This window comes from Pseudomonas sp. PB101 (assembly GCF_009764265.1).
Classification (GTDB): Bacteria; Pseudomonadota; Gammaproteobacteria; order Pseudomonadales; family Pseudomonadaceae; genus Aquipseudomonas.
Map to the genome: position 1 here is coordinate 1 of NZ_RWIR01000058.1, position 24,232 is coordinate 24,232.

Here is a 24,232-nt window from a genome sequence, read left to right on the forward strand (position 1 = left end):
GAGCAGGCTCGCTCCCACAGGGGAATACATTGCAAATGTGGGAGCGAGCCTGCTCGCGAAGCTTTTAAGAGGCCCACCCCGGTTTGCGCTTTTGCACGAAGGCCATGGTTCCCTCGACGCCTTCGGCTCCGATCACCGCTTCGCTGAACCATTCAGCTGCTTGATCCAGCAGGGCATCCGAGGGCTGCCCGGCACTCGCCAGCAAGAGTTTCTTGGTCGCCGCATTCGCCCCCGGCGCACAGCACAACACATGGGCCAACACCTCATCGAGACGCTCGGCCAGGGCTTGCGGATCATGCTCGACAAAATGCACCAGCCCCATGCGCCGCGCGTGAGTGCCGTCAAAACGCGCGGCCGTCAGGGCCAGACGCCGGGTCTCGGTCAGGCCGATGCGCTGCACCACGAACGGCGCGATCTGCGCCGGCAACAGACCGAGGCTGGTTTCCGGCAGGCCGAATTGTGCCTGGTGATCGGCCAGGGCGACATCGCTGACACAGGCCAGGCCGAGACCGCCGCCGAGCACTGCACCCTGCAGCACCGTGATCACCACTTGCGGTGCGTTTTGCACTTCTTGCAATAGCGCGCCGAACACCCGGTTCATATCCCGGTGTGCCGTTGGGCCTTGAGCGCGGGCGTTGGCCATGTCCTTGAGGTCGCCGCCGGCACAGAAGTGCCCACCGACGCCGCCGATCACCAGTGCGCGAACCCCTGGTTTATCGCGAACCGCGGCCAGCACCGAGCGCAACTCGGCGACCATCTGCAGGCTCATCGCATTGCGGCATTCCGGGCGGTTGAGGGTGACGTGCAACACGCCGTTGTGCAGTTCCAGCAACAGCGTCTGGCAAACCGGCAGGTTGTTCATTTCTTTTTCCCCGGCAGGATGCCCATGAGTTTGCAGATGATCCCCAGCATGATTTCGTCGGCGCCACCGCCAATCGACACCAGCCGCACATCGCGGTAAGCCCGGGCCACCGGGTTGTCCCACATGAAGCCCATGCCGCCCCAGTATTGCAGGCAACTGTCACTGACTTCGCGCCCCAGCCGCCCGGCCTTGAGCTTGGCCATCGAGGCCAGGCGCGTGACGTCCTGGCCTTTGATGTATTGCTCGGTGGCCTGATAGACCAGCGCACGCAGGCATTCGATTTCGGTTTGCAGTTCCGCCAGGCGGAAGTGGATAACCTGATTGTCGATCAGCGCGTTGCCGAAGGTCTTGCGCTCCTTGCAGTACTCGATGGTGCTGTCGACGCAGTATTCCAGGCCCTTGATCATGTTGGCCGCGCCAAACAGACGCTCCTCCTGGAACTGCAGCATCTGCATCATGAACCCCGCGCCTTCATGGCCGATGCGGTTGCGTTGCGGCACGCGTACGTTGTCGAAAAACACCTGAGCGGTTTCCGAGCTGCGCATGCCGAGCTTGTCCAGGTGCGAGCTCAAGCTGATGCCCGGCGTGTTCATCGGCACCATGATCAGCGACTTGTTGATGTGCGGTTTGTCGTCCGAGGTGTTGGCCAGCAGGCAGATGAAGTCGGCGCTCGGCGAGTTGGTGATCCACATCTTGCTGCCGTTGATCACGTAGTCGTCACCGTCCTTGCGTGCGCTGGTTTTCAGCCCGGCGACGTCGGAGCCGGCGCCGACTTCGGAGACACCGATGCAGCCGACCTGCTCACCGCTGATGGCCGGGCGCAGGAATTCCTCGCGCAACTCATCGGAGCCAAACCGGGCCAGCGCCGGGGTGCACATGTCGGTCTGCACGCCGATGGACATCGGGATGCCGCCACAATGAATGGTGCCGAACTCTTCGGCGGCGACGATCGAATAGCTGTAGTCGAGCCCCATGCCGCCGAATTTTTCCGGCTTGGAAATCCCCAGCAAGCCGAGGTCGCCGGCCTTGCGGAAGATGTCGTGGATGGGGAAGCGCCCGGCCTTTTCCCATTCCTCGACGTGCGGGTTGATTTCGTGCTCGACGAACTGGCGCACGGTGCGGCGTAGGGCTTCGTGTTCCTGGGTGAAGATCATTTTTATTGTTCTCCTTGAGCCGGTTTAGAGCCGGGCTACGCCAAAACTGTTGGCTTGCAATGGCCGCACCTGGGCCTCGTGACAGATGTCCAGCAAGTAACCGAGCAAGGTCCGGGTATCGCGCGGGTCGATCAAGCCGTCGTCCCACAGGTTGGCGCTGCCGTAGAGCGCCGTGGACTGGCTGTCGAGTTTCTGCGCGGTGGCCTGTTCGAGCATGTCGAGCATTTTCGGATCGGGCACCAGGCCGTCCTTGGCCTGTTTGGCCTCGGTGACGATGCGCAGCACCTTGCCCGCTTGCGCGCCGCCCATCACGGCGGTGCGGCTGTTGGGCCAGGCGAAGATGAAGCGCGGGTCGAGGCCGCGTCCGCACATCGCATAGTTGCCGGCGCCATAGGAGCCGCCGACGACGATGGTCAGCTTCGGAACGCGGGCGTTGGCCACCGCTTGAATCATTTTCGCGCCGTGTTTGATCACGCCTTGCTGTTCCGATTCGGTGCCGACCATGAACCCGGTGGTGTTGTGGAAAAACAGCAGCGGCGTCTGGCTCTGGTCGCACAGCTGGATGAACTGGGCGGCCTTGCTCGCGCCTTTTGGCGTGATCGGGCCGTTGTTGCCGATGAAGCCACAGGCGCGGCCCTGAATTTTCAGATGGCCGCAGACGGTCTGCTGATCGAACTCGCCTTTGAACTCAAGGAAGTTCGAAGCGTCGGCGAGGCGGGCGATGATTTCGCGCACGTCGTAGGGCTTTTTCGGGTCATCCGGGATCAGGCCCAGCAGTTCGTCGATGGGGTATAGCGGGTCATCCCAGCGACGTTCGGGGCGCGGCGGCAACTGTTCGTTCCACGGCAACAAAGCGACGATCTCGCGTACCTGACGCACACCGTCGGCGTCGTTTTCAGCCAGGTATTCGGCGGTACCGGCGGTTTGTGCGTGCATCTCGGCGCCGCCCAACTCTTCATCGGTGGCGACTTCGCCGGTGGCGGCCTTGAGAAGTGGCGGACCTGCGAGAAACAGCTTGGCCTTGCCGCGCACCACCACCACGTAATCCGACAGCCCCGGTTGATAGGCACCGCCCGCCGTGGCAGAGCCATGCACCACGGTGATCTGCGGCAAGCCCATGGCCGACATCCGCGCCTGATTGGCAAAGCTGCGCGCGCCCTCGACGAAAATCTCCGCCGCGTAATTGAGGTTGGCGCCGCCGCTTTCGGCGAGGGTGATCACCGGCAGTTTGTTTTCCATGGCGATCTGTTGCAGGCGCAGGGACTTTTTCAGACCGCTGGGGGAAATGGTCCCGCCCTTGATCGCGCTGTTGTTCGCCACCACCAGCACGCGCACGCCGGACACGTAGCCAATGCCGGCGATCAGGCCGCCACCGGCGGAGCTGCCGTCCTTGTCGTCGTGCAGCTTGTAGCCGGCCAGGCTGGCCAGTTCGAGAAACGGCGCGCCGGGGTCCAGCAGCAGATTGAGGCGTTCGCGGGGCAGCAACTGACCGCGCTTTTCGAATTTCGATTGGGCTTCGGCCGCCTTGTTCAGCAAGTTCTGTTCGAGCGCGCGGACTTGTTCGATGGCGCTCAGCATCGCCACACGGTTGCGGGCGAACGGCTCGCTGTGGGGATCGAGTAACGACTGAATCACCGGCATGGGTTATTCCTTGTCCTTCAATACGTCGGGTATGTAGGCGCGGTGGAAACCGTTGTACGACTCGCTGTTGGTCGCCTTGTGGATCGGCCAGGCGCGTCCGCCGAGGCTGGCGGCGCCGTCGATGCGCAAGGTGCTGCCGCTGACGAACGCCGCGGCCGGGCTGAGCAGGAAAACAATCGCCGCGCTGACCTCCGATTCGGTGCCGATGCGCTTGAGCGGCACGTGTTCGCGCAAGGTCGGGATCACCGCCTTGAAGGCGCCTTCGTAGGTGTCCATGCCGCTGGAGGCAATCCAGCCCGGCGCCACGGCATTGACCCGTACCCCGGCATGCCCCCATTCGTACGCGGCGGTCTTGGTCAGGTTGTCCATGCCCGAACGTGCCGCGCCGGAGTGACCCATGCCGGGCATGCCGCCCCACATGTCGGCGAGCATGTTGACGATGGCGCCGCCGTGCTTGCTCATGGACTGGTTGAAGACTTCCCGGCCCATCAGGAAACCGCCCACCAGATTGGTGCGCATCACGGTTTCGAAACCCTTCTGATTGATCGAGGCCAGGGGCGACGGGTACTGCCCGCCCGCATTGTTGACCAGGCCATGAATGGGGCCATGCTTGCGGATCAATTCGCTGACCAGGTGCGTCACCGCTTCTTCCTCGCGGATGTCGCAAACCGCCCAATCGGCCTTGCCGCCGTCGCCGACAATCTCCGCCGCAACGTTTTTCAGCTTGTCGGCCTTGCGCCCGACCAGCAGCACATGGGCGCCGAGGGCCGCCAGTTCGTGGGCGGTGCAGCGGCCGATGCCACTGCCGCCACCGGTGACGATGATGTTTTGGCCGGCAAACAGATCGGCTTTGAAAATCGAATCGTAGGCCATGGCGGCAATCCTCTAGTTGAACTGGTCGGCGATGCGCTGTGGCACCGGGATCTGGATGTCCAGCAGTTGCTGGGCGAAGGCCTTGCCTTGCGGATCGATGCGCAGGCTGGCGACACCGCCGCCGCCGAGGGCATTTTCCAGCAGGAAGTTCAGGCTGTGGCTGGCAGGCAAGTACCAGCGTTCGACCCGCCCGTGGATCGGGTCGAGGACGTGGCCCATCCAGTCGACGATCACTTCCGGGGTCAGGGCTTCGGCGATCCAGGGCAGGAATTCGGGCTCGCGGGCCATGACACCGATGTTGCTGTGGTTGCCCTTGTCGCCGGAGCGGGCGACCGCCAGTTTGACCAGGGCCACGCTGGCGTCGGCCAGGCCAGTCGGTTTCGGCGGCGCGAGCGCGGCTGGCAGGTCCAGCGGGTCGAGCACATCGAGGGCGGGCAGGGCGCACCCGTGGCGCTGGCCCATGAAATCAATCTCCAGCGTGCAGGCGGTTTTGTCGATCAGGAAGGAGAACAGCCGGATCAGCGGATACACCGTCGGCCGGCCACCGACAATGCCGGTCAGCCCCGGCGCCATGCCGGTGGCGGCCTGGGCGATTTCCCGGGAGAACACGATCAATGCCTGCTTGTCGGGATGGCGCACGGCAAGCTTGATCACCACTTCGCGGCTGTCCTGGCGCTGGCCGTGGGGACCGTAGGTGGCCTCGCTGCCCAGCAACTCGATACTCACGTCGCTGTACGGCACCCAGCCGCGCTGGCGGAACATTTCCGAGGTCTTGTTGATGATCGCATCGCCAACGCGCCGTGCCTTGTCGACGGCATCGATGCCGGCAATCAGGCAACTGGCGGTACAGCGAAAACCATCGGGGTACGTGGCGCTGACCTTGTATTGAGCCGTCGGCGCCAGGCCCTTGGCACCGTGCACCTGCACCGCGTTCTTGCCTTGTTGCAGCAGTTTGACCTGAGTGAAGTCGCACACCACATCGGGCAGCAGATACGCCCGCGGGTCTCCGATTTCGTAGAGCATCTGCTCGCCCACCGTCAGTGGCGTGACCAGCCCGCCGGTGCCTTGCGGTTTGCTGACGATGAACTGGCTGTCGGCGCTGACTTCGACGATGGGAAAGCCGATGTGTTCGTAGTCGGGCACGTCGCGCCAATCGGTGAAGTTGCCGCCCGTGCACTGGGCGCCGCATTCGATGATGTGCCCGGCCAATGCCGCCTGGGCGAGCTTGTCGTAGTCGTGCCACGACCAGCCGAACTCATGCACCAGCGCGGCGCTGACCACCGCGCTGTCGACCACGCGCCCGGTGATCACGATGTCCGCGCCCAGCCGCAGGGCTTCGACAATGCCGGGGGCGCCGAGGTAGGCATTGGTCGACACGCACATCGATGGCAGGGGCGCGCCGCTGAACATTTCGTGAATGCCCTGGCTGCCCAGCTGTTTGAATTGCGGTTGCAGGTCATCACCCAGCAGCACGGCGATCTTCAGCGCCACCCCGGCCTTGTCGCAGGCCGCTTGCAGGGCGGCGGCGCAGGCTTGGGGATTGACCCCGCCGGCATTGCTGATGACCCGGATGTTGTGCTGCGCGAGCTGCGGCAGCAAGGGCGCGAGGACTTCGATGAAGTCGCCCGCATACCCGGCCCGGAGATCTTTCATCCGCGCACCGGCCATGATCGACAGGGTGATTTCGGCCAGGTAATCGAAGACCAGATAGTCCAGATGCCCGTGTTCCACGAGTTGCGCGGCAGCGGTCGAGGTATCGCCCCAGAAGGCGCTGGCGCAACCGATGCGAATTGTTTTGGGCGCAGTCCTTTCCATAGCCACCTCCAACCGAAGTGTATCGACATTACCAAGCAAGCGCTTGGTTTGTAAATGACTTGATTTTCTTCTGCCCAAGCGCTTGCTTGGTTCCATCCGTCAGCTTAAATTGCCCGCGCAACCCCGGTGTTTTCGGGGGGCTCGGCGTTATTGATTGATCGACTGTAGGAGAGAACGGGTGGACGAGCAAAAAGCCCTGAGGGTCATGCGTGAATTGGTCGACGACGGCCAGTTGACCGACCCGGACAGCGCCCGTGGCAAGCTGCTGCAAGTGGCCGCCCACCTGTTCCGCAATAAAGGCTATGAACGCACGACCGTGCGCGACCTGGCCGGTGCCGTGGGCATTCAGTCCGGGAGTATTTTTCATCACTTCAAGAGCAAGGACGAAATCCTGCGCGCCGTGATGGAAGAAACCATACGCTACAATACCGCGTTGATGCGTGCGGCCATCGCCGACGCCGGCAATGTGCGCGAGCGGGTGCTGGCGCTGATCCGCTGTGAATTGCAGTCGATCATGGGCGGCAGCGGCGAGGCCATGGCGGTGCTGGTCTACGAATGGCGCTCACTGTCCGAAGAGGGCCAGGCCAAGGTCCTGGAGTTGCGCGACATCTACGAAGACATCTGGCTGCAAGTACTGGGCGAAGCCAGGACCGCCGGGTTCATTCGCGGCGATGTGTTCATCACCCGACGCTTCCTGACCGGCGCGTTGTCCTGGACCACCACCTGGTTTCGCGCCGGCGGCAGCATGAGCCTCGATCAGTTGGCCGAAGAAGCGTTGATTCTGGTGTTGAAAGACCAGCAATAGGCTTGTGCTGGGCAGCATTAAACTGGCTAACTGGACGAAAACGCCTGGCTTGAAGGCATTGATGCCGTTTTATTGGGGAGTGGACTTGTTTTGATGGGTTCGCCAATTCGGACAGCCTCGCGGCTTTTGCTGGCGACGCTTGCGGCATTAACGGTGCTGCCATCCCAGGCTGCGCAACTGGTGCGCATTGGTGCCGCGCACTTTCCGCCCTATACCGTGCGCCCGGAATCCGGGGCCGATACCGGGTTGTTGCCGCAACTGGTCGAGGCCCTCAACGCAGCGCAAAACGACTATCAGTTTGTCCTGGTGCCCACCTCCATTCCACGGCGCTTCGGTGACTTCAAGCAGGGCCGGATCGACATGGCCATCTTTGAAAATCCGGCCTGGGGTTGGGAAGACATTCCCCATAGCGCCGTCGACATGGGGCTCGAAGACGCCGAGATTTTTGTCGCGCAACGCCTGCCCGATCGGCAGCAAAGCTATTTTGCCGACCTGAGCGGCAAGCGCCTGGCACTGTTCAGCGGCTATCACTACGAGTTCGCCAACTTCAATGCCGAGCCCCGGTACCTGGCGCAAAACTACAACGCCACGCTGACCTATTCCCATGACAGCAATCTGCTGATGGTATTACGCGGTCGCGCCGACATCGCCCTGGTCACGCGCTCCTACCTCAATGACTATTTTTTGCGCAATCTGAATGTCGCCAAAGAGCTGCTGGTGTCCGATCGCATCGATCAGGTCTATCACCACTACGCCATCCTGCGCCCGGCCGCGCCCATCAGCGGCGAGGCCTTCGGCAAGTTGTTGCAAGGCTTGCGGGACAATGGCCAGATGCTGAGGATTTTCGATCCGTACAAGATTGCGGTGGTGCCGGTGCCGCACGACGAACCGGCAGCTCAAGTCGCCAATTGACGGTTTCCCCCTAAATTTCCCGCCGTGGCTGACGTCACCTCGTTGAACTGTCGACGACTATCGTGAGCCCGCCCCATGTCCAATCTGAATGACCTGACTGACCTGTGTCTGCCGACCGGCAGCCGTCTTGCCGCCGATGAAACGCAAGGCCGCCTGAGCCTCAGCCTGGAAGGGCAACCGTTGCTCACCCTGCAGCTGAGCCCTGGCCCCGAGTTGCAGGTGCAATTGCTCGAGCGTTTCAGTCGCCCCGAAGGACAAGCGATATGGGCGGCCTGCTATTGGCTGTTCGCTCGCGACCCCGACTGTCAGCGCCTGATTTGGCAACTGCAAGAGGTACCGAGCGAAGCGCTGCTGAGCGGTTTGCTGATTTCGACGCCCGTGAGTGGCCAGTATTTCTGCGAGCGCACCTTGTTCTGGCAGTTGCCGCAGCCATGGCTGGGCCATTCGTTGACCGGCAGTTACCCGCAGCAAATGGTCATCACCGGTGGCAAGCGTCATCCGCTGCGAGCGGTGAAACCCCGGGGTGAGGTGTATCGACGCTTCGATGCCCGGCTGGGCGCCTGGGTTTCCCTGCGCACGCTGGAAATCGAGCAAGACCTGGCGCGTTTCAATCGCTGGCAGAACAGCCCGCGCGTCGCCAGTTTCTGGCAGGAGGAGGGCAGCCTCGAACAGCATCGCCAATGCCTGGGCAAACTCGCGGCCGATCCGCACACCCTGACGCTGATCGGGTGTTTCGACGATCAGCCGTTCGCTTACTTCGAAGCCTATTGGGCCAAGGAAGATCGCATCGCACCTTTCTACGATGCCGGCGATTACGACCGTGGCATTCACATGCTGGTGGGCGAAGAAAACCATCGCGGTCCGCACAAGGTGGCGAGCTGGTTATCGGCGCTGGTGCATTACCTGTTTCTCGATGATCCGCGCACGCAGCGGGTGGTTGCCGAACCGCGCGCCGATAACGCGAAGATGATCGGGTATATGCAGAACCAGTGTTTTCACTGCGAGAAAGAGTTCGACTTCCCGCACAAGCGTGCGGCCTTGATGGTGTTGGGGCGGGAGCGGTTTTTTGACCGGTGCAGGCTGGCTTGATACTCAAGATCTTTGGTGTTCTTGAGTGCCCCATCGCGAGCAAGCTCGCTCCCACAGGGTGTGCGCTGAACCTGTGGGAGCGAGCTTGCTCGCGATGGGCGCGATGCAGATCCCGGATTTTACTGGCGAGCAGCCATATCACCACGCGTGCCCGACACCTTGCGGCAGTGCACCAGTGCATCGCGAATCATGAAGTTCACCAGGGTCGGCGAGACGCCGAGTTCCTTGGCGATGTCTTTTTGCGGTACGCCGTGCAGGCGATACATCTCGAAGGCGTAGCGGGTGCGGCTCGGCAGCTCGGTCAACGCATCGGCAATGTGCTCCAGCGTCGAGAAGTTGATATGCGAAGTTTCCGGTGACGCACCCTGGATCACCACGTTCAGCCCTTCCTCTTCAGGTCCGGAATACTTCAGCTCCAGCGCCTGCTTGCGGTAGTGATCGATCGCCAGGTTGCGCACGATCTGGAACAGGTAGCTGAGCTGGGCCTTGATCGAACTGGTGATCGGCGGTGCCGATTGCAACCGGAAAAACGCGTCCTGCACCACATCCTCGGCTCGCGAGCGGCAACCGGTAATACGGGCTGCGATCTTCACCAGAATCAGTCGATTATCGACGAATGCCTGAAGTAGCGGTGTATCGCACCTGCTTGTGGACACTGGTTCCATCATGGAAATCACCCTGCTGCCAAAAGGTTAGTGGGACGGGGGAGAAACCGGGGGGGCCGTCCTGCACAATCGAGCGACAAATTAGGCTTAATGATAATGATTGTCAAATGAGAAAAAGAACTAATGCACTACAAAGGCGCAGAGTGCGAACTGCGACACGTTGACGCCCCCTCAACACGCCTGGTGTTGCAGCCCGACGACTAATTATTCCAAGACGTCATCCGTTCTCATTGGTGAATGGCACCGGGCAGCAGCCCCGGTCACAAGCGCATTGCCAATGCCTTGCGCGGTCGGCGAAGACCGCGTCCCGCGCGCCCTCGATCAGGGTGCGACGTCAGAAAACCGATTCCAATTGCAAGCCGAAATCAGGCAGGAAACCTCATGACCGACGCGTTCGAACTCCCCAGCACAATGGTCCAAGCCCTTCAGCGCCGCGCGGCCCTGACGCCGGATCGGGTGGCCCTGCGTTTTCTCGCCGAGACCCCGGAACACGCTGTGGTGCTCAGTTATCGCGAGCTGGATCAACGGGCGCGGATGATTGCCGGCGCATTGCAGGCTCAGGCGGATTTCGGCGATCGCGCCGTGTTGCTGTTCCCCAGCGGTCCGGATTACGTCGCGGCGTTCTTTGGTTGCCTGTACGCCGGAGTGATCGCGGTGCCGGCCTACCCGCCGGAATCGGCGCGCCGTCATCACCAGGAACGCCTGCTGTCGATCATCAGCGATGCCCAGCCGCGCCTGCTGCTGACCAGCGCCGGCCTGCGCGATGCGTTGCAGCAAATCGAAGGGGCGCCGCCGTTGCTGTGTGTCGATACCCTCGACGAGGCGCTGGCCGAACGCTGGGTCGCAGCGGATTTGCAGGACGACCACATCGCGTTCCTGCAATACACCTCCGGCTCCACCGCGCTGCCCAAGGGCGTGCAAGTCAGCCACGGCAACCTGGTGGCCAACGAGTTGCTGATTCGTCACGGTTTCGGCATCGACCTCAACCCTGACGACGTGATCGTCAGCTGGCTGCCGCTGTACCACGACATGGGCCTGATCGGCGGCCTGCTGCAGCCGATTTTCAGCGGCGTGCCTTGTGTGTTGATGTCGCCTGCGTACTTCCTCGGCCGGCCATTGCGCTGGCTGGAGGCGATCAGCGAATACGGCGGCACCATCAGCGGCGGGCCGGATTTTGCCTATCGCCTGTGCAGTGAGCGGGTCAGCGAGTCGGCCCTGGCACGGCTCGACCTGAGCGGCTGGCGCGTGGCGTATTCCGGTTCCGAACCGATTCGCCTCGACACCCTGGAACGCTTCGCCGGGAAGTTCGCGACCTGCGGCTTCAGCGCGGACAGCTTCATGGCCTCCTATGGCCTGGCTGAGGCCACGCTGTTCGTGGCCGGCACGCCGCGCGGCGAAGGCATCGGCAACCTGCGGGTGGACGATCAGGCCCTGGCGCAGAACCGGGTCGAAGCGGGCGAGGGCAGCCCGATCATGAGCTGTGGTAGCAGCCAGCCGGCTCACGCCGTGCTGATCATCGACCCGGTCTCGCTCAGCGAACAGGCCGACAACGTCGTCGGCGAAGTCTGGGCCAGCGGGCCGAGCATCGCCCTCGGTTACTGGCGCAACCCCGAGGCATCCGCCAAGACCTTCGTCCAGCACGCTGGCCAGACCTGGCTGCGCACCGGCGACCTGGGTTTCATGCGCGACGGTGAACTGTTCATCACCGGCCGCCTGAAAGACATGCTGATCGTGCGCGGGCACAACCTGTATCCGCAGGACATCGAGCAGACCGTCGAACGTGAAGTGGAAGTGGTGCGCAAGGGCCGCGTTGCCGCCTTTGCCGTCACTGTCGATGGTCAGGAAGGCATCGGCATCGCCGCCGAAATCAGCCGCAGCGTGCAGAAAATCCTGCCGCCCGAATCCCTGATCAAAGCCATTCGCCAGGCCGTCGCCGAGGCGTATCAGGAGGCACCGAGCGTGGTGGTGCTGCTCAACCCGGGTGCGCTGCCCAAGACCTCCAGCGGCAAATTGCAGCGCTCGGCGTGCCGCAGTCGCCTGGCGGATGGCAGCCTCGACAGCTATGCGGTATTCCCGTCGGCCAGCGCCGAAAGTGCAGGGCTGGTCGAGTCGGGCTCCGAGCTGCAAGATCTCATCGGTCGCATCTGGTGCGAACAGTTGCAGGTTGGGCAGGTGGGCGCCGACGATCATTTCTTCCTGCTCGGCGGCAACTCCATCGCCGCGACGCAAGTGGTGGCGCGCCTGCGTGAGGAGCTGGGGCTGGAGTTGAACCTGCGCCTGCTGTTCGAAGCGCCGACCCTCGGCGCATTCGCTGATGTCGTGGCCCGTCAGCAGCAGGACGGTGGCCTGGCCCAGGGCGCGATCACTGCGCTGTCGCGCCAGCAACCAATGCCGCAATCGCTGGCACAAAACCGTTTGTGGATCACCTGGCAACTCGACCCGCACAGCAGCGCCTACAACATTCCGGGTGCCTTGCGCTTGCGTGGCGAGCTGGATGAGGACGCGTTGCGCGGCAGTTTCCAGCAGTTGATCGAGCGCCACGAATCCCTGCGCACGCGATTCTTCGAGCGTGATGGCGTGGCGTTGCAACAGGTCGATCCGGCCACTGAATTCAACCTGCAAATGATCGACATCAGTGACCTGCCGGCTGCCGAGCGTGAAGCCCGCGCAGTGCAAATCCGCGAGGACGAAGCCCGTACCCAGTTCGATCTGCAACAGGGGCCGCTGCTGTGGGTGACGCTCGTACGCCTCGACGATGAGGATCATCAGTTGCTGGTGACCCTGCACCACATCATCGCCGACGGCTGGTCGCTGAATGTGCTGATCGACGAGTTCTCGCGCCTGTATGCGGCGGCTTCCCAGGGCCAGCAAGCGCTGCTGGCGCCATTGCCGACGCAGTACGCCGATTACGGCAGCTGGCAGCGCCAATGGCTGGCGCAAGGGGAGGGTGAGCGGCAACTGGCCTACTGGAAAGACCGCTTGGGCGATGAACATCCGACCCTGAACCTGGCCACCGACCATCCGCGCTCGGCACAACAACAGCACAGCGCCGCCCGCCACACGGTGCGTCTGGGCGCGGCCCTGAGCAATGCGATTCGCCAGACCGCCCAGGCTCATGAATCAACTTCCTTCATGCTGTTGCTCGCCGCGTTCCAGACGTTGTTGCATCGCTACAGCGGCCAGCGTGACATCCGCATCGGCGTACCGAACGCCAACCGGCCACGCCTGGAAACCCAGGGCTTGATCGGCTTTTTCATCAACACCCAGGTGCTGCGCGCCGAGGTGGATTCACGCCAGCCATTCGTTGAACTGCTGGGGCAAACCCGTCAGGCGGCATTGGGTGCGCAAGCGCATCAGGACCTGCCGTTCGAGCAATTGCTTGAAGCCTTCCCGCAGGCTCGCGAGCAGGGTCTGTTCCAGGTCATGTTCAACCACCAGCAGCGCGACCTCAGTGCCTTGAAACGCCTGCCGGGGTTACTGGCCGAAGAGCTGCCGTGGCACAGCCGCGAAGCCAAGTTCGATCTGCAGTTGCACAGTGAAGAAGATCGCAACGGTCGCTTGAGCCTGTCCTTCGACTACGCCAGCGAGTTGTTCGATGCGACGACCATCGAGCGTCTGGCCGAGCATTACGCCAACCTGTTGGGTGAAGTCTGCGAGCGCCCACAAACGGCCCTCGGCGATCTGCAACTGCTGACTGAACCCGAGCACGATCAGCAAGCCAACTGGTCCGTTGCGCCGTGCGCACCTGCCAGCCAATGGCTGCCGGAGCTGCTCAACGAACAAGCCCGATTGACCCCGCAGCGCACCGCACTTTTGTGGGACGGCGGTCAATTGGACTTCGCCGAACTGCACACCCGCGCCAACCGCCTGGCCCATTACCTGCGCGACAAGGGCGTCGGCCCGGATGTCTGCGTGGCCATCGCCTGCGAACGTTCGCCGCAACTGCTGATCGGCCTGCTGGCGATCATCAAGGCCGGTGGTGCCTATGTACCGCTGGATCCGGACTACCCGGCCGACCGCCTGGCCTACATGCTCAACGACAGCGGCGTTGAACTGCTGCTGACCCAGACTGAACTGCTCGACCGGTTGCCGGCCAGCGACGGCGTCAGCGTGATCGCCATGGATGCCTTGCACCTGGAGAGCTGGCCGAGCCAGTCGCCGGGCCTGCACCTGCACGGTGACAACCTCGCCTATGTGATCTACACCTCCGGCTCCACCGGCCAGCCAAAAGGCGTCGGCAACACCCACGCGGCGCTGGCCGAGCGCCTGCAATGGATGCAGCAGACCTATCAACTGAACGAAACCGATGTGCTGATGCAAAAGGCGCCGATCAGCTTCGACGTGTCGGTGTGGGAGTGCTTCTGGCCGCTGATCACAGGTGCACGACTGGTGATCGCCGGCCCTGGCGAACACCGCGATCCGCAGCGCATCGCACAGCTTGTGCAAGCGCATGGCGTGACCACGTTGCACTTCGTGCCGCCACTGCTTTCGCTGCTCATCGACGAACCGCTCAGTGCCCAATGTTCCAGCCTGCGCCGGGTGTTCTCCGGCGGCGAAGCCTTGCCTGCGCAGCTGCGCAACCGCGTGCTGGCGCAACTGCCGGCGGTACAGCTGCACAACCGCTACGGCCCGACCGAAACCGCGATCAACGTCACGCACTGGCAGTGCTCCGGCGCTGACGGCGAACGCTCGCCGATTGGCCGGCCGCTGGGCAATGTGATCTGCCGCGTGCTCGACAGCGAGCTCAATCCGGTGCCGGCCGGCGTGCCGGGTGAGTTGTGCATCAGCGGCGTGGGCCTGGCCCGCGGCTATCTGGGCCGTCCGGGCCTGACCGCCGAACGCTTTGTCGTCGATCCGTTGGGCGAGCATGGCGCACGCCTGTACCGCACCGGTGACCGTGCACGCTGGATGGGCGATGGCGTGATTGAATATCTCGGACGCCTCGATCAGCAGGTCAAACTGCGCGGCTTCCGCGTCGAGCCGCAAGAAATCGAAGCACGCCTGCTGGCGCAGGAGGGTGTCGCCCAAGCGGTGGTGCTGGTGCGCGAAACGTCGGCGGGCGGGCAACTGATCGGTTACTTCACCGCCACCGACACCAGCGAAGCCATCGATGCGCAGACGGCTCGCCTGAAAGCGGCGCTGGCGGCAGAGCTACCGGAGTACATGGTCCCGGCACAGCTGATGCGCCTGGAAGAAATGCCCCTGGGCCCAAGCGGCAAACTCGACCGCCGCGCCTTGCCGGAGCCGCAATGGCAGGTGCGCGAACACGTCGAGCCGGTGAGCGAACTGGAACGACAGATCGCCGCTATCTGGCGCCAGGTGCTGGGCCTGGCACAAGTCGGTCTGCGCGATGATTTCTTTGCACTCGGCGGCCACTCGCTGCTGGCCACGCAAATCATCTCCCGTACCCGTCAGGCCTGCGACGTCGAGTTGCCACTGCGAGCGCTGTTCGAGCACAGCGAACTGGGTGCATTTGCCGAACAGGTTCGCTTGATCCAGGCCAGCGGCAGCACCAACAAACAGCCGCCGATTGAAAAAGTCGACCGCAGTCAGGCGGTGCCGCTGTCGTATTCTCAGCAGCGCATGTGGTTCCTCTGGCAGATGGAGCCGGACAGCCCGGCCTACAACGTCGGCGGCATGGCGCGGCTGCGCGGCGTGCTGGATGTCGCGCGTTTCGAAGCGGCGCTGCAAGCCTTGATCATGCGTCACGAAACCTTGCGCACCACCTTCCCGAGCATCGACGGCGTCGCCCGCCAGCAGGTGCACACGCAAACCGGAGTGCGCATGGCGTGGAAGGATTTCACTGCGCTGGATGCCGACGGCCGCGAGTGGCAGGTCCAGCAACTGGCCGACGATGAAGCGCACCAGCCGTTCGATCTGGAAACCGGCCCCTTGCTGCGCGCGTGCCTGGTCAAGACCGCCGAGCAGGAACACTACCTCGTGCTGACGTTGCACCACATCGTCACCGAAGGCTGGGCGATGGACATCTTTGCCCGGGAGCTGAGCGCGCTGTACGAAGCCTATGTCGATGAACGTGAGTCGCCGCTCGCGCCGTTGCCGGTGCAGTACCTGGACTACAGCGTGTGGCAGCGGCAGTGGCTGGAGTCCGGCGAACGTCAGCGCCAGCTCGACTACTGGACCACGCAACTGGGCCGCGAACACCCGCTGCTGGAGTTGCCGGCCGACCGTCCGCGCCCGCCGGTGCAAAGCCATCAGGGTGAGTTGTACCGCTTCGACCTGAGCGATGATCTTGCGGCACGGGTCCGCGCCTTCAATGCGCAACACGGCCTGACCCTGTTCATGACCATGACCGCCGCCCTGGCGACGCTGCTGTACCGCTACAGCGGCCAGACCGATCTGCGCATCGGCGCGCCGGTGGCCAACCGCATCCGGCCGGAAAGCGAAGGGCTGATCGGCGCATTCCTCAACACCCAGGTGCTGCGCTGCCAGCTCGACGGGCAGATGTCTGTCGGCGAACTGTTCGAGCAGGTGCGCCATACGGTGATCGAGGGCCAGTCCCATCAGGATCTGCCGTTCGACCATCTGGTGGAAGCCTTGCAGCCACCGCGCAGCGCGGCCTACAACCCACTCTTCCAGGTGATGTGCAACGTGCAACGCTGGGAGTTCCAGCAAAGCCGGACCCTGGCCGGCATGACGGTCGAGTACCTGGCCAACGATGCCCGCGCGACCAAGTTCGACCTCAACCTGGAAGTCACCGACCTCGACCATCGCCTCGGTTGCTGCCTGACCTACAGCACCGACCTGTTCGACGAACCGCGCATCGCCCGCATGGCGGGGCATTGGCGCAATCTGCTGGAGGCGCTGATCGCCGATCCGCAACAGCGCCTGAGCGAGTTGCCGCTGCTGGCATCCGGCGAACAACAACGTCTGCTCGACAGCCTCGGCGTCGAGGCGGGCGAACATCGGCTGGATCAATGCATCCACCATCTGTTCGCCGAGCAAGCCCTGATGCGCCAGGACGCGCCGGCCCTGACTTTCGCCGGGCAGACCCTGAGCTACGCCGAACTCGACAGCCGCGCCAATCGCCTGGCCTGGATGCTGCGTGAGCGTGGCGTCGGACCGCAGGTGCGTGTGGGGCTGGCGCTGGAACGTTCGCTGGAGATGGTCATCGGCTTGCTGGCGATCCTCAAGGCCGGCGGTGCGTATGTGCCGCTGGACCCGGAATACCCGCTGGACCGCTTGCATTACATGATCGAAGACAGCGGCGTCGGTTTGCTGCTCAGCGATGCGGCGATGTTCAAGGCGCTCGGCGAGCTACCGCCAACGGTTGGCCGCTGGTGCGTGGAAGAAGACGCGGCCGCGCTCGCCCGTTACCCGGTCACCGAGCTGCCGCTGATCAGCTTGCCGCAGCATCAGGCCTACCTGATCTACACCTCGGGCTCGACCGGGAAACCCAAGGGCGTGGTGGTGTCCCACGGTGAAATCGCCATGCATTGCCGCGCGGTGATCGAGCGTTTCGGCATGCGCGCCGACGACTGCGAACTGCACTTCTATTCGATCAACTTCGACGCCGCCACCGAGCGTTTGCTGGTGCCGCTGCTCAGCGGCGCGCAAGTGGTGCTGCGGGCTCAAGGACAGTGGGACGCGGAAGAAATCTGTGACCTGATCCGTCGTCACCGGATCAATGTGCTCGGTTTCACGCCGAGCTATGGCAGCCAATTGGCGCAATGGCTGGCGACCCGGGACCAGACCCTGCCGGTGCGCATGATCATCACCGGCGGCGAAGCGCTGACCGGTGAACACCTGTCGCGCATTCGCGCAGCGTTCACGCCGAGCCAGTTCTTCAACGCCTACGGCCCGACCGAGACCGTGGTCATGCCGCTGGCCAGCCTGGCGCCCGAAGTGCTGCAGGATGGCGTCGGCAGCGTGCCGATCGGCAGCGTGATCGGCGACCGCGTGGCCTACATTCTCGATGCCGATCTGGCGTTGGTGCCGCAAGGCGCGACGGGGGAGTTGTACGTCGGTGGCGCGGGGCTGGCGCAGGGTTATCACCAGCGACCGGGGATGACGGCTGAACGTTTTGTGGCGGATCCGTTCGCAGAAGACGGCGGGCGTATTTACCGCACCGGCGACCTGGTGCGTCAGTGTGCCGATGGCCTGGTGGAGTACCTGGGTCGTATTGACCATCAAGTGAAGATTCGCGGATTCCGCATCGAACTCGGTGAAATCGAAACCCGTCTGCTGGAGCACGAGTCGATCCGTGAAGCCGTGGTGTTGGCGCTGGATGCCCCGAGCGGCAAGCAACTGGCCGGTTACCTGGTGACCGATGTTGCCGAACAGGACGAAGCACAACAAAGCGCATTGCGTGAGTCGCTCAAGACCCATTTGAAATCGCAATTGCCCGATTACATGGTGCCCGCGCACCTGATCCTGCTGGCGAGCATGCCACTGACCGCCAACGGCAAACTCGACCGCCGCGCGCTCCCGGCGCCGGACCCGGAGTCGAATCGCCAGGATTACGTGGCGCCGAGCAACGAGCTCGAAGTCACGCTCGCGCAGATCTGGTGCGACGTGCTGAACGTCGCTCAGGTGGGTCTGAACGACAACTTCTTCGAACTGGGCGGCGACTCGATCCTGTCGATCCAGGTGGTCAGCCGGGCGCGGCAGCAGGGCATCCACTTCAGCCCTCGCGACCTGTTCCAGCACCAGACGGTGCAGACCCTCGCCGCCGTCGCCACTCGCAGCGAGCAGATCAGCGCCGAGCAGGGCCTGATCATGGGCGAGTCGCACCTGACGCCTATCCAGCACTGGTTCTTCGACACCGACATCGCGCAACGCCAGCACTGGAACCAGGCGTTGCTGCTGCAGCCGGCGGCGGTCCTGGAGCCTCATCGTCTGGAGCAAGCGCTGCTGGCGCTGATCGAACAGCACGACGCCTTGCGCCTGCGCTTCAGCAAGGTCGCCGGTCAATGGCAGGCCATGCACCAGCCGATCTGCGATGCGCCGGTGCTGTGGCAAGTGCGGGTTTCGTCGATGGACAAGTGCGCCGCCCTGTTCGCCGATGCTCAACGCAGTCTTGACCTGGAAGAGGGGCCGTTGCTGCGCGTATTGCTGGTCGATGGACCTGAAAGCCAGCAGCGTTTGTTTATCGCCATTCACCACTTGGTGGTGGACGGAGTGTCGTGGCGGGTGCTGCTGGATGATCTGCAAACGGTGTACCGCCAACAGGATGCGCAGCAGGCGGTGAAACTGCCGGCGAAAACCAGCGCTTTCAAGGACTGGGCTGCTCGCTTGCAGGCCTACGCCGGCAGTGAGTCCCTGCGTGAAGAACTGGGTTGGTGGCAGGCGCAACTGGCCGGGCCAACAGCCGGTTTGCCCTGCGATCACCCTGATGGCGGACGGCAGAACCGCCACGCGCAAACTGTCAGCGTGCGTCTCGACAGCGAGCGTACGCGGCAGTTGCTGCAACAGGCACCGAGTGCTTATCGCACCCAGGTCAACGACTTGTTGTTGACCGCATTGGCCCGGGTGCTGTGCCGCTGGAGCGGTCAGCCATCGGCGCTGATTCAACTGGAAGGCCACGGCCGCGAAGCGCTGTTCGACGAGATCGACCTGACCCGCACCGTCGGCTGGTTCACCAGCGCCTATCCGCTGCGCCTGACGCCGTCGAACGTCGAAGAGGCCGCCGGGCAGGGCGCGTCGATCAAGGCGATCAAGGAGCAATTGCGCGCCGTGCCGCACAAAGGCCTCGGTCATGGCGTGCTGCGCTACCTCGCCGATGAACCGAGTCGCCACAGCATGGCGGCGTTGCCGCAGGCACCGATCACCTTCAACTACCTTGGCCAGTTCGACCAGAGCTTCGGGTCCGACGCGTTGTTCCATCCTTTGGATGAAGCCATCGGCGCGGCCCACGATGCCAATGCGCCGTTGCCCAACGAGCTGAGCGTCGACAGTCAGGTGTATGGCGGTGAACTGGTGTTGCGCTGGACGTTCAGTGCCGAACGCTTCGATCCGACAACCATCGGCGAGTTGGCCGATGCCTACCTCTGCGAGTTGAGCAGCCTGATCGAGCATTGCCTGCGCGATGACGCGGGCGGCCTGACGCCGTCGGATTTCCCTCTGGCGCAGCTCGATCAGGCGCAACTGGATGCACTGCCGGTGCCGGCCGCTGTCATCGAAGACGTCTACCCGTTGACCCCGATGCAGGAAGGCATGCTGTTGCACACCTTGCTGGAGCCGGGCACCGGCCTGTACTACATGCAGGACCGCTATCGCATCAACAGCGAGCTCGATCCGCAGCGTTTCGCCCAGGCCTGGCAAGCAGTGATCGCCCGCCACGAAGCGTTGCGCGCGTCGTTCTGCTGGAACGTCGGCGAAGACATGCTGCAAGTGATCCACAAACCGGGCAGCACGCCGATCGAGTACCTCGACTGGAGCGACATTGGCGAAGCCGAGCAAGAGCCGAAGCTGCAAACCTTGCTCAAGACCGAACGCGAGGCGGGTTTCGATCTGCTCAACCAGGCGCCGTTCCACTTGCGCCTGATCCGGGTCGGCGCGGCGCGCTACTGGTTCATGATGAGCAACCACCACATCCTCATCGATGCCTGGTGCCGTTCGCTGCTGATGAACGATTTCTTCGAAATCTACAGCGCCCTGGGCGAAGGCCGGGAAGCGCAATTAGCGGTGCCGCCGCGCTATCGCGACTACATCGGCTGGCTGCAACGCCAGAGCCTGGCCGAAGCGCGGCAATGGTGGAAAACCAACCTGCAAGGCTTCGAACGGACCACGCCGATCCCGAGCGACCGGCCATTGCTGCGCGAACATGCCGGCGACAGCGGCGGCATGATCGTCGGCGACTGCTACACAAGGCTCGATGCCCGTGACGGTGCGCAATTGCGCGAACTGGCCCAGGCCCATCAGTTGACCATCAACACCTTCGCCCAGGCGGCGTGGGCGCTGGTGCTGCGGCGCATGAGCGGTGATCGCGACGTGCTGTTCGGCGTCACCGTGGCCGGACGTCCGGTGGACATGCCGCAGATGCAGCGCACCGTCGGCCTGTTCATCAACAGCATCGCGCTGCGAGTGAAAATGCCCGAGGACGGTCAGCGTTGCAGCGTGCGCCAGTGGCTCAGCGGGCTGCTCGACAGCAACATGCAACTGCGTGAATACGAATACCTGCCGCTGGTGAATATCCAGGAACAAAGCGAACTACCGAAAGGCCAACCGCTGTTCGACAGCCTGTTCGTGTTTGAAAACGCCCCGGTGGAAGTCTCGGTGCTGGACCGAGCGCAAAGCCTCCACGCGACCTCGGATTCGGGCCGTACGCACACCAACTTCCCGCTGACGGCCGTGTGTTATCCGGGGGATGACCTGGGCTTGCACCTGTCCTACGACCAGCGCTACTTCGATGAGGCCACGGTCGAACGCATGCTCGGCGAGTTCAAGCGATTGCTGCTGGCGCTGGTGGACGGCTTCCATGGCGACATGGCCGACCTGCCGTTGTTGGGTACCGAGGAGCTGGACTTCCTCATCCATGGTTGCAACCAGAGCGAACACGACTATCCGCTGGAACAGAGCTACGTTGCGATGTTCGAAACCCAGGTCGCGATGCACCCGCAGCGGATTGCCGCCAGTTGTCTGGACCGCCAGTACAGTTATCTGGAGCTGAACCAGCGCAGCAACCGTCTCGGTCATGCGCTGATCGCCGCCGGAGTCGGGCGCGATCAACCGGTGGCGCTGCTGGCCGAACGCAGCCTCGAATTGCTGGGCATGATCATCGGCAGCTTCAAGGCGGGGGCGGGTTACCTGCCACTGGACCCGGGGCTGCCGACTCAGCGTCTGAGCCGGATCATCGACCTGAGCCGCACGCCATTGCTGGTGTGCACCGAAGCGTGCCGTGAACAGGCGCAGGCTCTGCTCGACGAATTCGCCTGCGTCAGCCGGCCACGACTGCTGGTCTGGGAGGAGGTTCAGGCCCTGGCATTGTCGGCGGACAATCCTGGTATTTACAGCACCCCGGACAACCTGGCCTACGTGATCTACACGTCCGGTTCCACCGGTTTGCCCAAAGGCGTGATGGTCGAACAGCGCGGCATGCTCAATAACCAGTTGAGCAAGGTGCCGTACCTGAACCTGAGCGACGCCGACGTCATCGCCCAGACCGCCTCGCAAAGCTTCGACATTTCCGTGTGGCAGTTCCTCGCCGCGCCGTTGTTCGGCGCACGGGTGGACATCGTGCCGAACACCGTCGCCCATGATCCCCAGGGCTTGCTGGCGCATGTCGCGACCCAGGGCATCACCGTGCTGGAAAGCGTGCCGTCGCTGATCCAGGGCATGCTCGCCCAGGAGCGCATGAGCCTCGACGGTCTGCGCTGGATGCTGCCGACCGGTGAGGCGATGCCGCCGGAGCTGGCGCATCAATGGTTGCAGCGCTATCCGGACATCGGCCTGGTAAACGCCTACGGTCCGGCGGAGTGCTCGGACGACGTGGCGTTCTTCCGTGTCGATATGGCGTCGACTCGCGGCAGCTACCTGCCGATCGGAACGCCGACCGACAACAACCGTTTGTACCTGCTCGACGGAGCGCTGGAGCTGGTGCCGTTGGGCGCGGTGGGTGAACTGTGCGTGGCAGGGACCGGGGTCGGTCGCGGCTATGTCAGCGATCCGCTGCGCACCGCCCCGGTGTTTGTGCCAAATCCGTTCGGCGCACCCGGTGAACGCCTGTATCGCACCGGCGACCTGGCCCGCCGTCGCAGTGATGGTGTTCTGGAATACGTTGGCCGGGTCGACCACCAGATCAAGATTCGCGGCTACCGCATCGAGTTGGGTGAGATCGAAGCGCGCCTGCATGAGCAGCCGGAGATTCGTGATGCGGCGGTTGGCGTGCAGGAAGGCGTGAATGGCAAGCACCTTGTCGGCTATTTGGTCGCGGCGGGCCTCTCGCTGAGTCCGGCGGAAAGTCTTGAGCGCATCAAGCAACGCTTGCGCGCCGAACTGCCGGAATACATGGTGCCGCTGCACTGGCTATGGCTGGACAAGATGCCACTCAACGCCAACGGCAAACTGGACCGCAAGGCCCTGCCGGCGCTGGAGATCGGCCAGATTCAGAGTCAGGACTACGAGGCCCCGCGCAATGAACTGGAGCAGACCCTGGCTGACATCTGGGCCGAGGTGTTGAAGGTCGAACGGGTAGGCGTTCGCGACAACTTCTTCGAATTGGGCGGGCATTCGCTGCTGGCCACGCAAATCGCCTCACGGGTGCAGAAAACCCTGCAGCGGGATGTGCCGCTGCGTGCGATGTTCGAATGCAGCACGGTCGAGGAGCTGGCCGGGTACATCGAGGGGCTGGCGGCGACGGATATCACCGAGGAGAAGGTGGATCGCTTGAATGACCTGATGGCGGAGCTGGAGGGGTTGTAGTCTCCAGCGGCTGGAGGGACCTCATCGCGGGCAAGCGGGCTCCTGCAAGTTCGGTGGTGGACTCATGAGATATGAACACCTCAAAACCTGTGGGAGCTGGCTTGTCAGCGAAGGCGGTGGCACAAGCGCACACACTCCTACGGTTGACGATGGACTGTCTGCCGCTCAGTCTTCCGGCTCCCATTTTTGCTCGCGGAGACAGTCGATGCCCTTCGTAACGATAGACGGACAAGCCCTTCACTACATCGATCAAGGCAGCGGCCCGGTGGTGCTGCTGGCCGGTAGTTACCTGTGGGACCAGGGTATGTGGGCGCCGCAGATTGCGGCGCTGGCGCAGCAGTATCGAGTGATTGCCCTCGATCTTTGGGGACATGGCCAATCCGGGCCAATACCTGTCGGTACCACGTCACTTGATGACATTGCGCGTCAGGCCCTGCTCCTTCTCGACCATCTGGACATCGAGCGGATAACGCTGGTCGGCCTGTCGGTGGGCGGCATGTGGGGCGCGCGCCTGGCGCTGTCGGCGCCGCAGCGCATCAACGGGCTGGTGCTGATGGACAGCTACCTGGGCGCCGAGCCGGAGCCGACTCGCCAGTATTACTTTTCACTGTTGAAGCAGATCGAAGAGGCTGGTGTCATCACGCCAGAACTGCTGGATATCGTGGTGCCGATTTTCTTCCGGCCGGGCATTGGTTCGCAGTCGGCGCTCTACCGGGATTTTTGTGCTTCCCTCGCGGCTCTACCGGCGGATCGCCTGCGTGAAAGTATCGTGCCGATGGGGCGGATTACATTTGGACGCGATGACCAGTTATCACGACTGGGCGAACTGGACGCAGCGAACACACTGGTGATGTGCGGCGACCAGGACAAGCCTCGGCCACCGAGTGAAGCTCGAGAAATGGCCGAATTGATTGGTTGTCCGTGTGTATTGGTGCCGGAGGCGGGGCATATTTCCAATCTGGAGAATCCCGGGTTCGTCACCACCGAACTGCTGAATTTTTTAGCTGAGAGAACTTAGCCGGTTGTCCTGGCCCCA

General features: G+C 63.3%; 11 protein-coding genes. 5 read left to right on the forward strand and 6 right to left on the reverse strand.

Translation table 11 applies throughout. The features are described from left to right. Nucleotides 1-64: 64 nt before the first annotated feature. The 5 genes from EI969_RS17810 to EI969_RS17830 are packed head-to-tail and all read right to left on the reverse strand — an operon-like array spanning nt 65 to nt 6,345. Nucleotides 65-862 (reverse strand): enoyl-CoA hydratase-related protein, encoded by a 798-nt coding sequence (locus EI969_RS17810; RefSeq protein ID WP_160388946.1) that lies wholly within the window; start codon nt 860-862, stop codon nt 65-67. Continuing rightward, nucleotides 859-2,016 carry a citronellyl-CoA dehydrogenase gene (atuD, locus tag EI969_RS17815; protein WP_160388947.1) on the reverse strand — a complete coding sequence of 386 codons (1,158 nt, stop codon included), beginning with the start codon at nt 2,014-2,016 and terminating at the stop codon, nt 859-861. The genes EI969_RS17810 and atuD overlap by 4 nt, the downstream gene beginning before the upstream one ends. 24 nt (nt 2,017-2,040) lie before the next feature. Beyond that, the gene (gene atuC, locus EI969_RS17820) at nt 2,041-3,657 is read right to left on the reverse strand and encodes a geranyl-CoA carboxylase subunit beta (RefSeq protein WP_160388948.1); all 1,617 of its coding nucleotides are present in this window, start codon (nt 3,655-3,657) and stop codon (nt 2,041-2,043) included. A 3-nt stretch (nt 3,658-3,660) separates the two neighbouring features. After that, complete coding sequence (locus tag EI969_RS17825) at nt 3,661-4,530, reverse strand: SDR family oxidoreductase (protein ID WP_160388949.1); 870 nt, start codon at nt 4,528-4,530, stop codon at nt 3,661-3,663. A gap of 12 nt (nt 4,531-4,542) precedes the next feature. Beyond that, nucleotides 4,543-6,345: an acyclic terpene utilization AtuA family protein gene (locus tag EI969_RS17830; protein WP_160388950.1), complete on the reverse strand. Its 1,803-nt coding sequence runs from the start codon at nt 6,343-6,345 to the stop codon at nt 4,543-4,545. Between the two features lie 178 nt (nt 6,346-6,523). Between EI969_RS17830 and EI969_RS17835 the strand changes: the two genes are divergently transcribed. The 3 genes from EI969_RS17835 to EI969_RS17845 all read left to right on the forward strand — a co-directional run bounded on the left by EI969_RS17835 (nt 6,524) and on the right by EI969_RS17845 (nt 9,151). Beyond that, nucleotides 6,524-7,150: a TetR/AcrR family transcriptional regulator gene (locus EI969_RS17835; protein ID WP_371925994.1), complete on the forward strand. Its 627-nt coding sequence runs from the start codon at nt 6,524-6,526 to the stop codon at nt 7,148-7,150. A 93-nt stretch (nt 7,151-7,243) separates the two neighbouring features. Continuing rightward, on the forward strand, nt 7,244-8,062 hold the full coding sequence (locus EI969_RS17840) for an ABC transporter substrate-binding protein (RefSeq protein WP_160388951.1): 819 nt from the start codon (nt 7,244-7,246) through the stop codon (nt 8,060-8,062). Nucleotides 8,063-8,137: 75 nt separating this feature from the next. Beyond that, entirely contained in the window at nt 8,138-9,151 is a 1,014-nt protein-coding gene (locus EI969_RS17845) for a GNAT family N-acetyltransferase (protein WP_160388952.1), read from the forward strand. 119 nt (nt 9,152-9,270) lie between these two features. Here the strand turns inward: EI969_RS17845 and EI969_RS17850 are convergent, their stop codons facing one another. Then, on the reverse strand, nt 9,271-9,819 hold the full coding sequence (locus tag EI969_RS17850; RefSeq protein WP_160388953.1) for an RNA polymerase factor sigma-70: 549 nt from the start codon (nt 9,817-9,819) through the stop codon (nt 9,271-9,273). A 378-nt stretch (nt 9,820-10,197) separates the two neighbouring features. Here EI969_RS17850 and EI969_RS17855 point away from each other — a divergent pair, with 378 nt between their 5' ends. Continuing rightward, nucleotides 10,198-23,196, forward strand: a complete 12,999-nt coding sequence (locus EI969_RS17855) for a non-ribosomal peptide synthetase (RefSeq protein WP_160388954.1) — start codon at nt 10,198-10,200, stop codon at nt 23,194-23,196. A 205-nt stretch (nt 23,197-23,401) separates the two neighbouring features. Beyond that, nucleotides 23,402-24,214, forward strand: a complete 813-nt coding sequence (locus EI969_RS17860) for an alpha/beta fold hydrolase (RefSeq protein ID WP_160388955.1) — start codon at nt 23,402-23,404, stop codon at nt 24,212-24,214. Nucleotides 24,215-24,232 lie beyond the last annotated feature (18 nt).

Bases quoted from the DNA above. Each gene is read 5' to 3' on its own strand.
- EI969_RS17855 (WP_160388954.1), top strand. From the start codon at position 10,198: ATGACCGACGCGTTCGAACTCCCCAGCACAATGGTCCAAGCCCTTCAG.
- EI969_RS17840 (WP_160388951.1), top strand. From the start codon at position 7,244: ATGGGTTCGCCAATTCGGACAGCCTCGCGGCTTTTGCTGGCGACGCTT.
- EI969_RS17845 (WP_160388952.1), top strand. From the start codon at position 8,138: ATGTCCAATCTGAATGACCTGACTGACCTGTGTCTGCCGACCGGCAGC.
- EI969_RS17850 (WP_160388953.1), bottom strand. From the start codon at position 9,819: ATGATGGAACCAGTGTCCACAAGCAGGTGCGATACACCGCTACTTCAG.
- atuD (WP_160388947.1), bottom strand. From the start codon at position 2,016: ATGATCTTCACCCAGGAACACGAAGCCCTACGCCGCACCGTGCGCCAG.
- EI969_RS17830 (WP_160388950.1), bottom strand. From the start codon at position 6,345: ATGGAAAGGACTGCGCCCAAAACAATTCGCATCGGTTGCGCCAGCGCC.
- atuC (WP_160388948.1), bottom strand. From the start codon at position 3,657: ATGCCGGTGATTCAGTCGTTACTCGATCCCCACAGCGAGCCGTTCGCC.
- EI969_RS17860 (WP_160388955.1), top strand. From the start codon at position 23,402: ATGCCCTTCGTAACGATAGACGGACAAGCCCTTCACTACATCGATCAA.
- EI969_RS17810 (WP_160388946.1), bottom strand. From the start codon at position 862: ATGAACAACCTGCCGGTTTGCCAGACGCTGTTGCTGGAACTGCACAAC.
- EI969_RS17825 (WP_160388949.1), bottom strand. From the start codon at position 4,530: ATGGCCTACGATTCGATTTTCAAAGCCGATCTGTTTGCCGGCCAAAAC.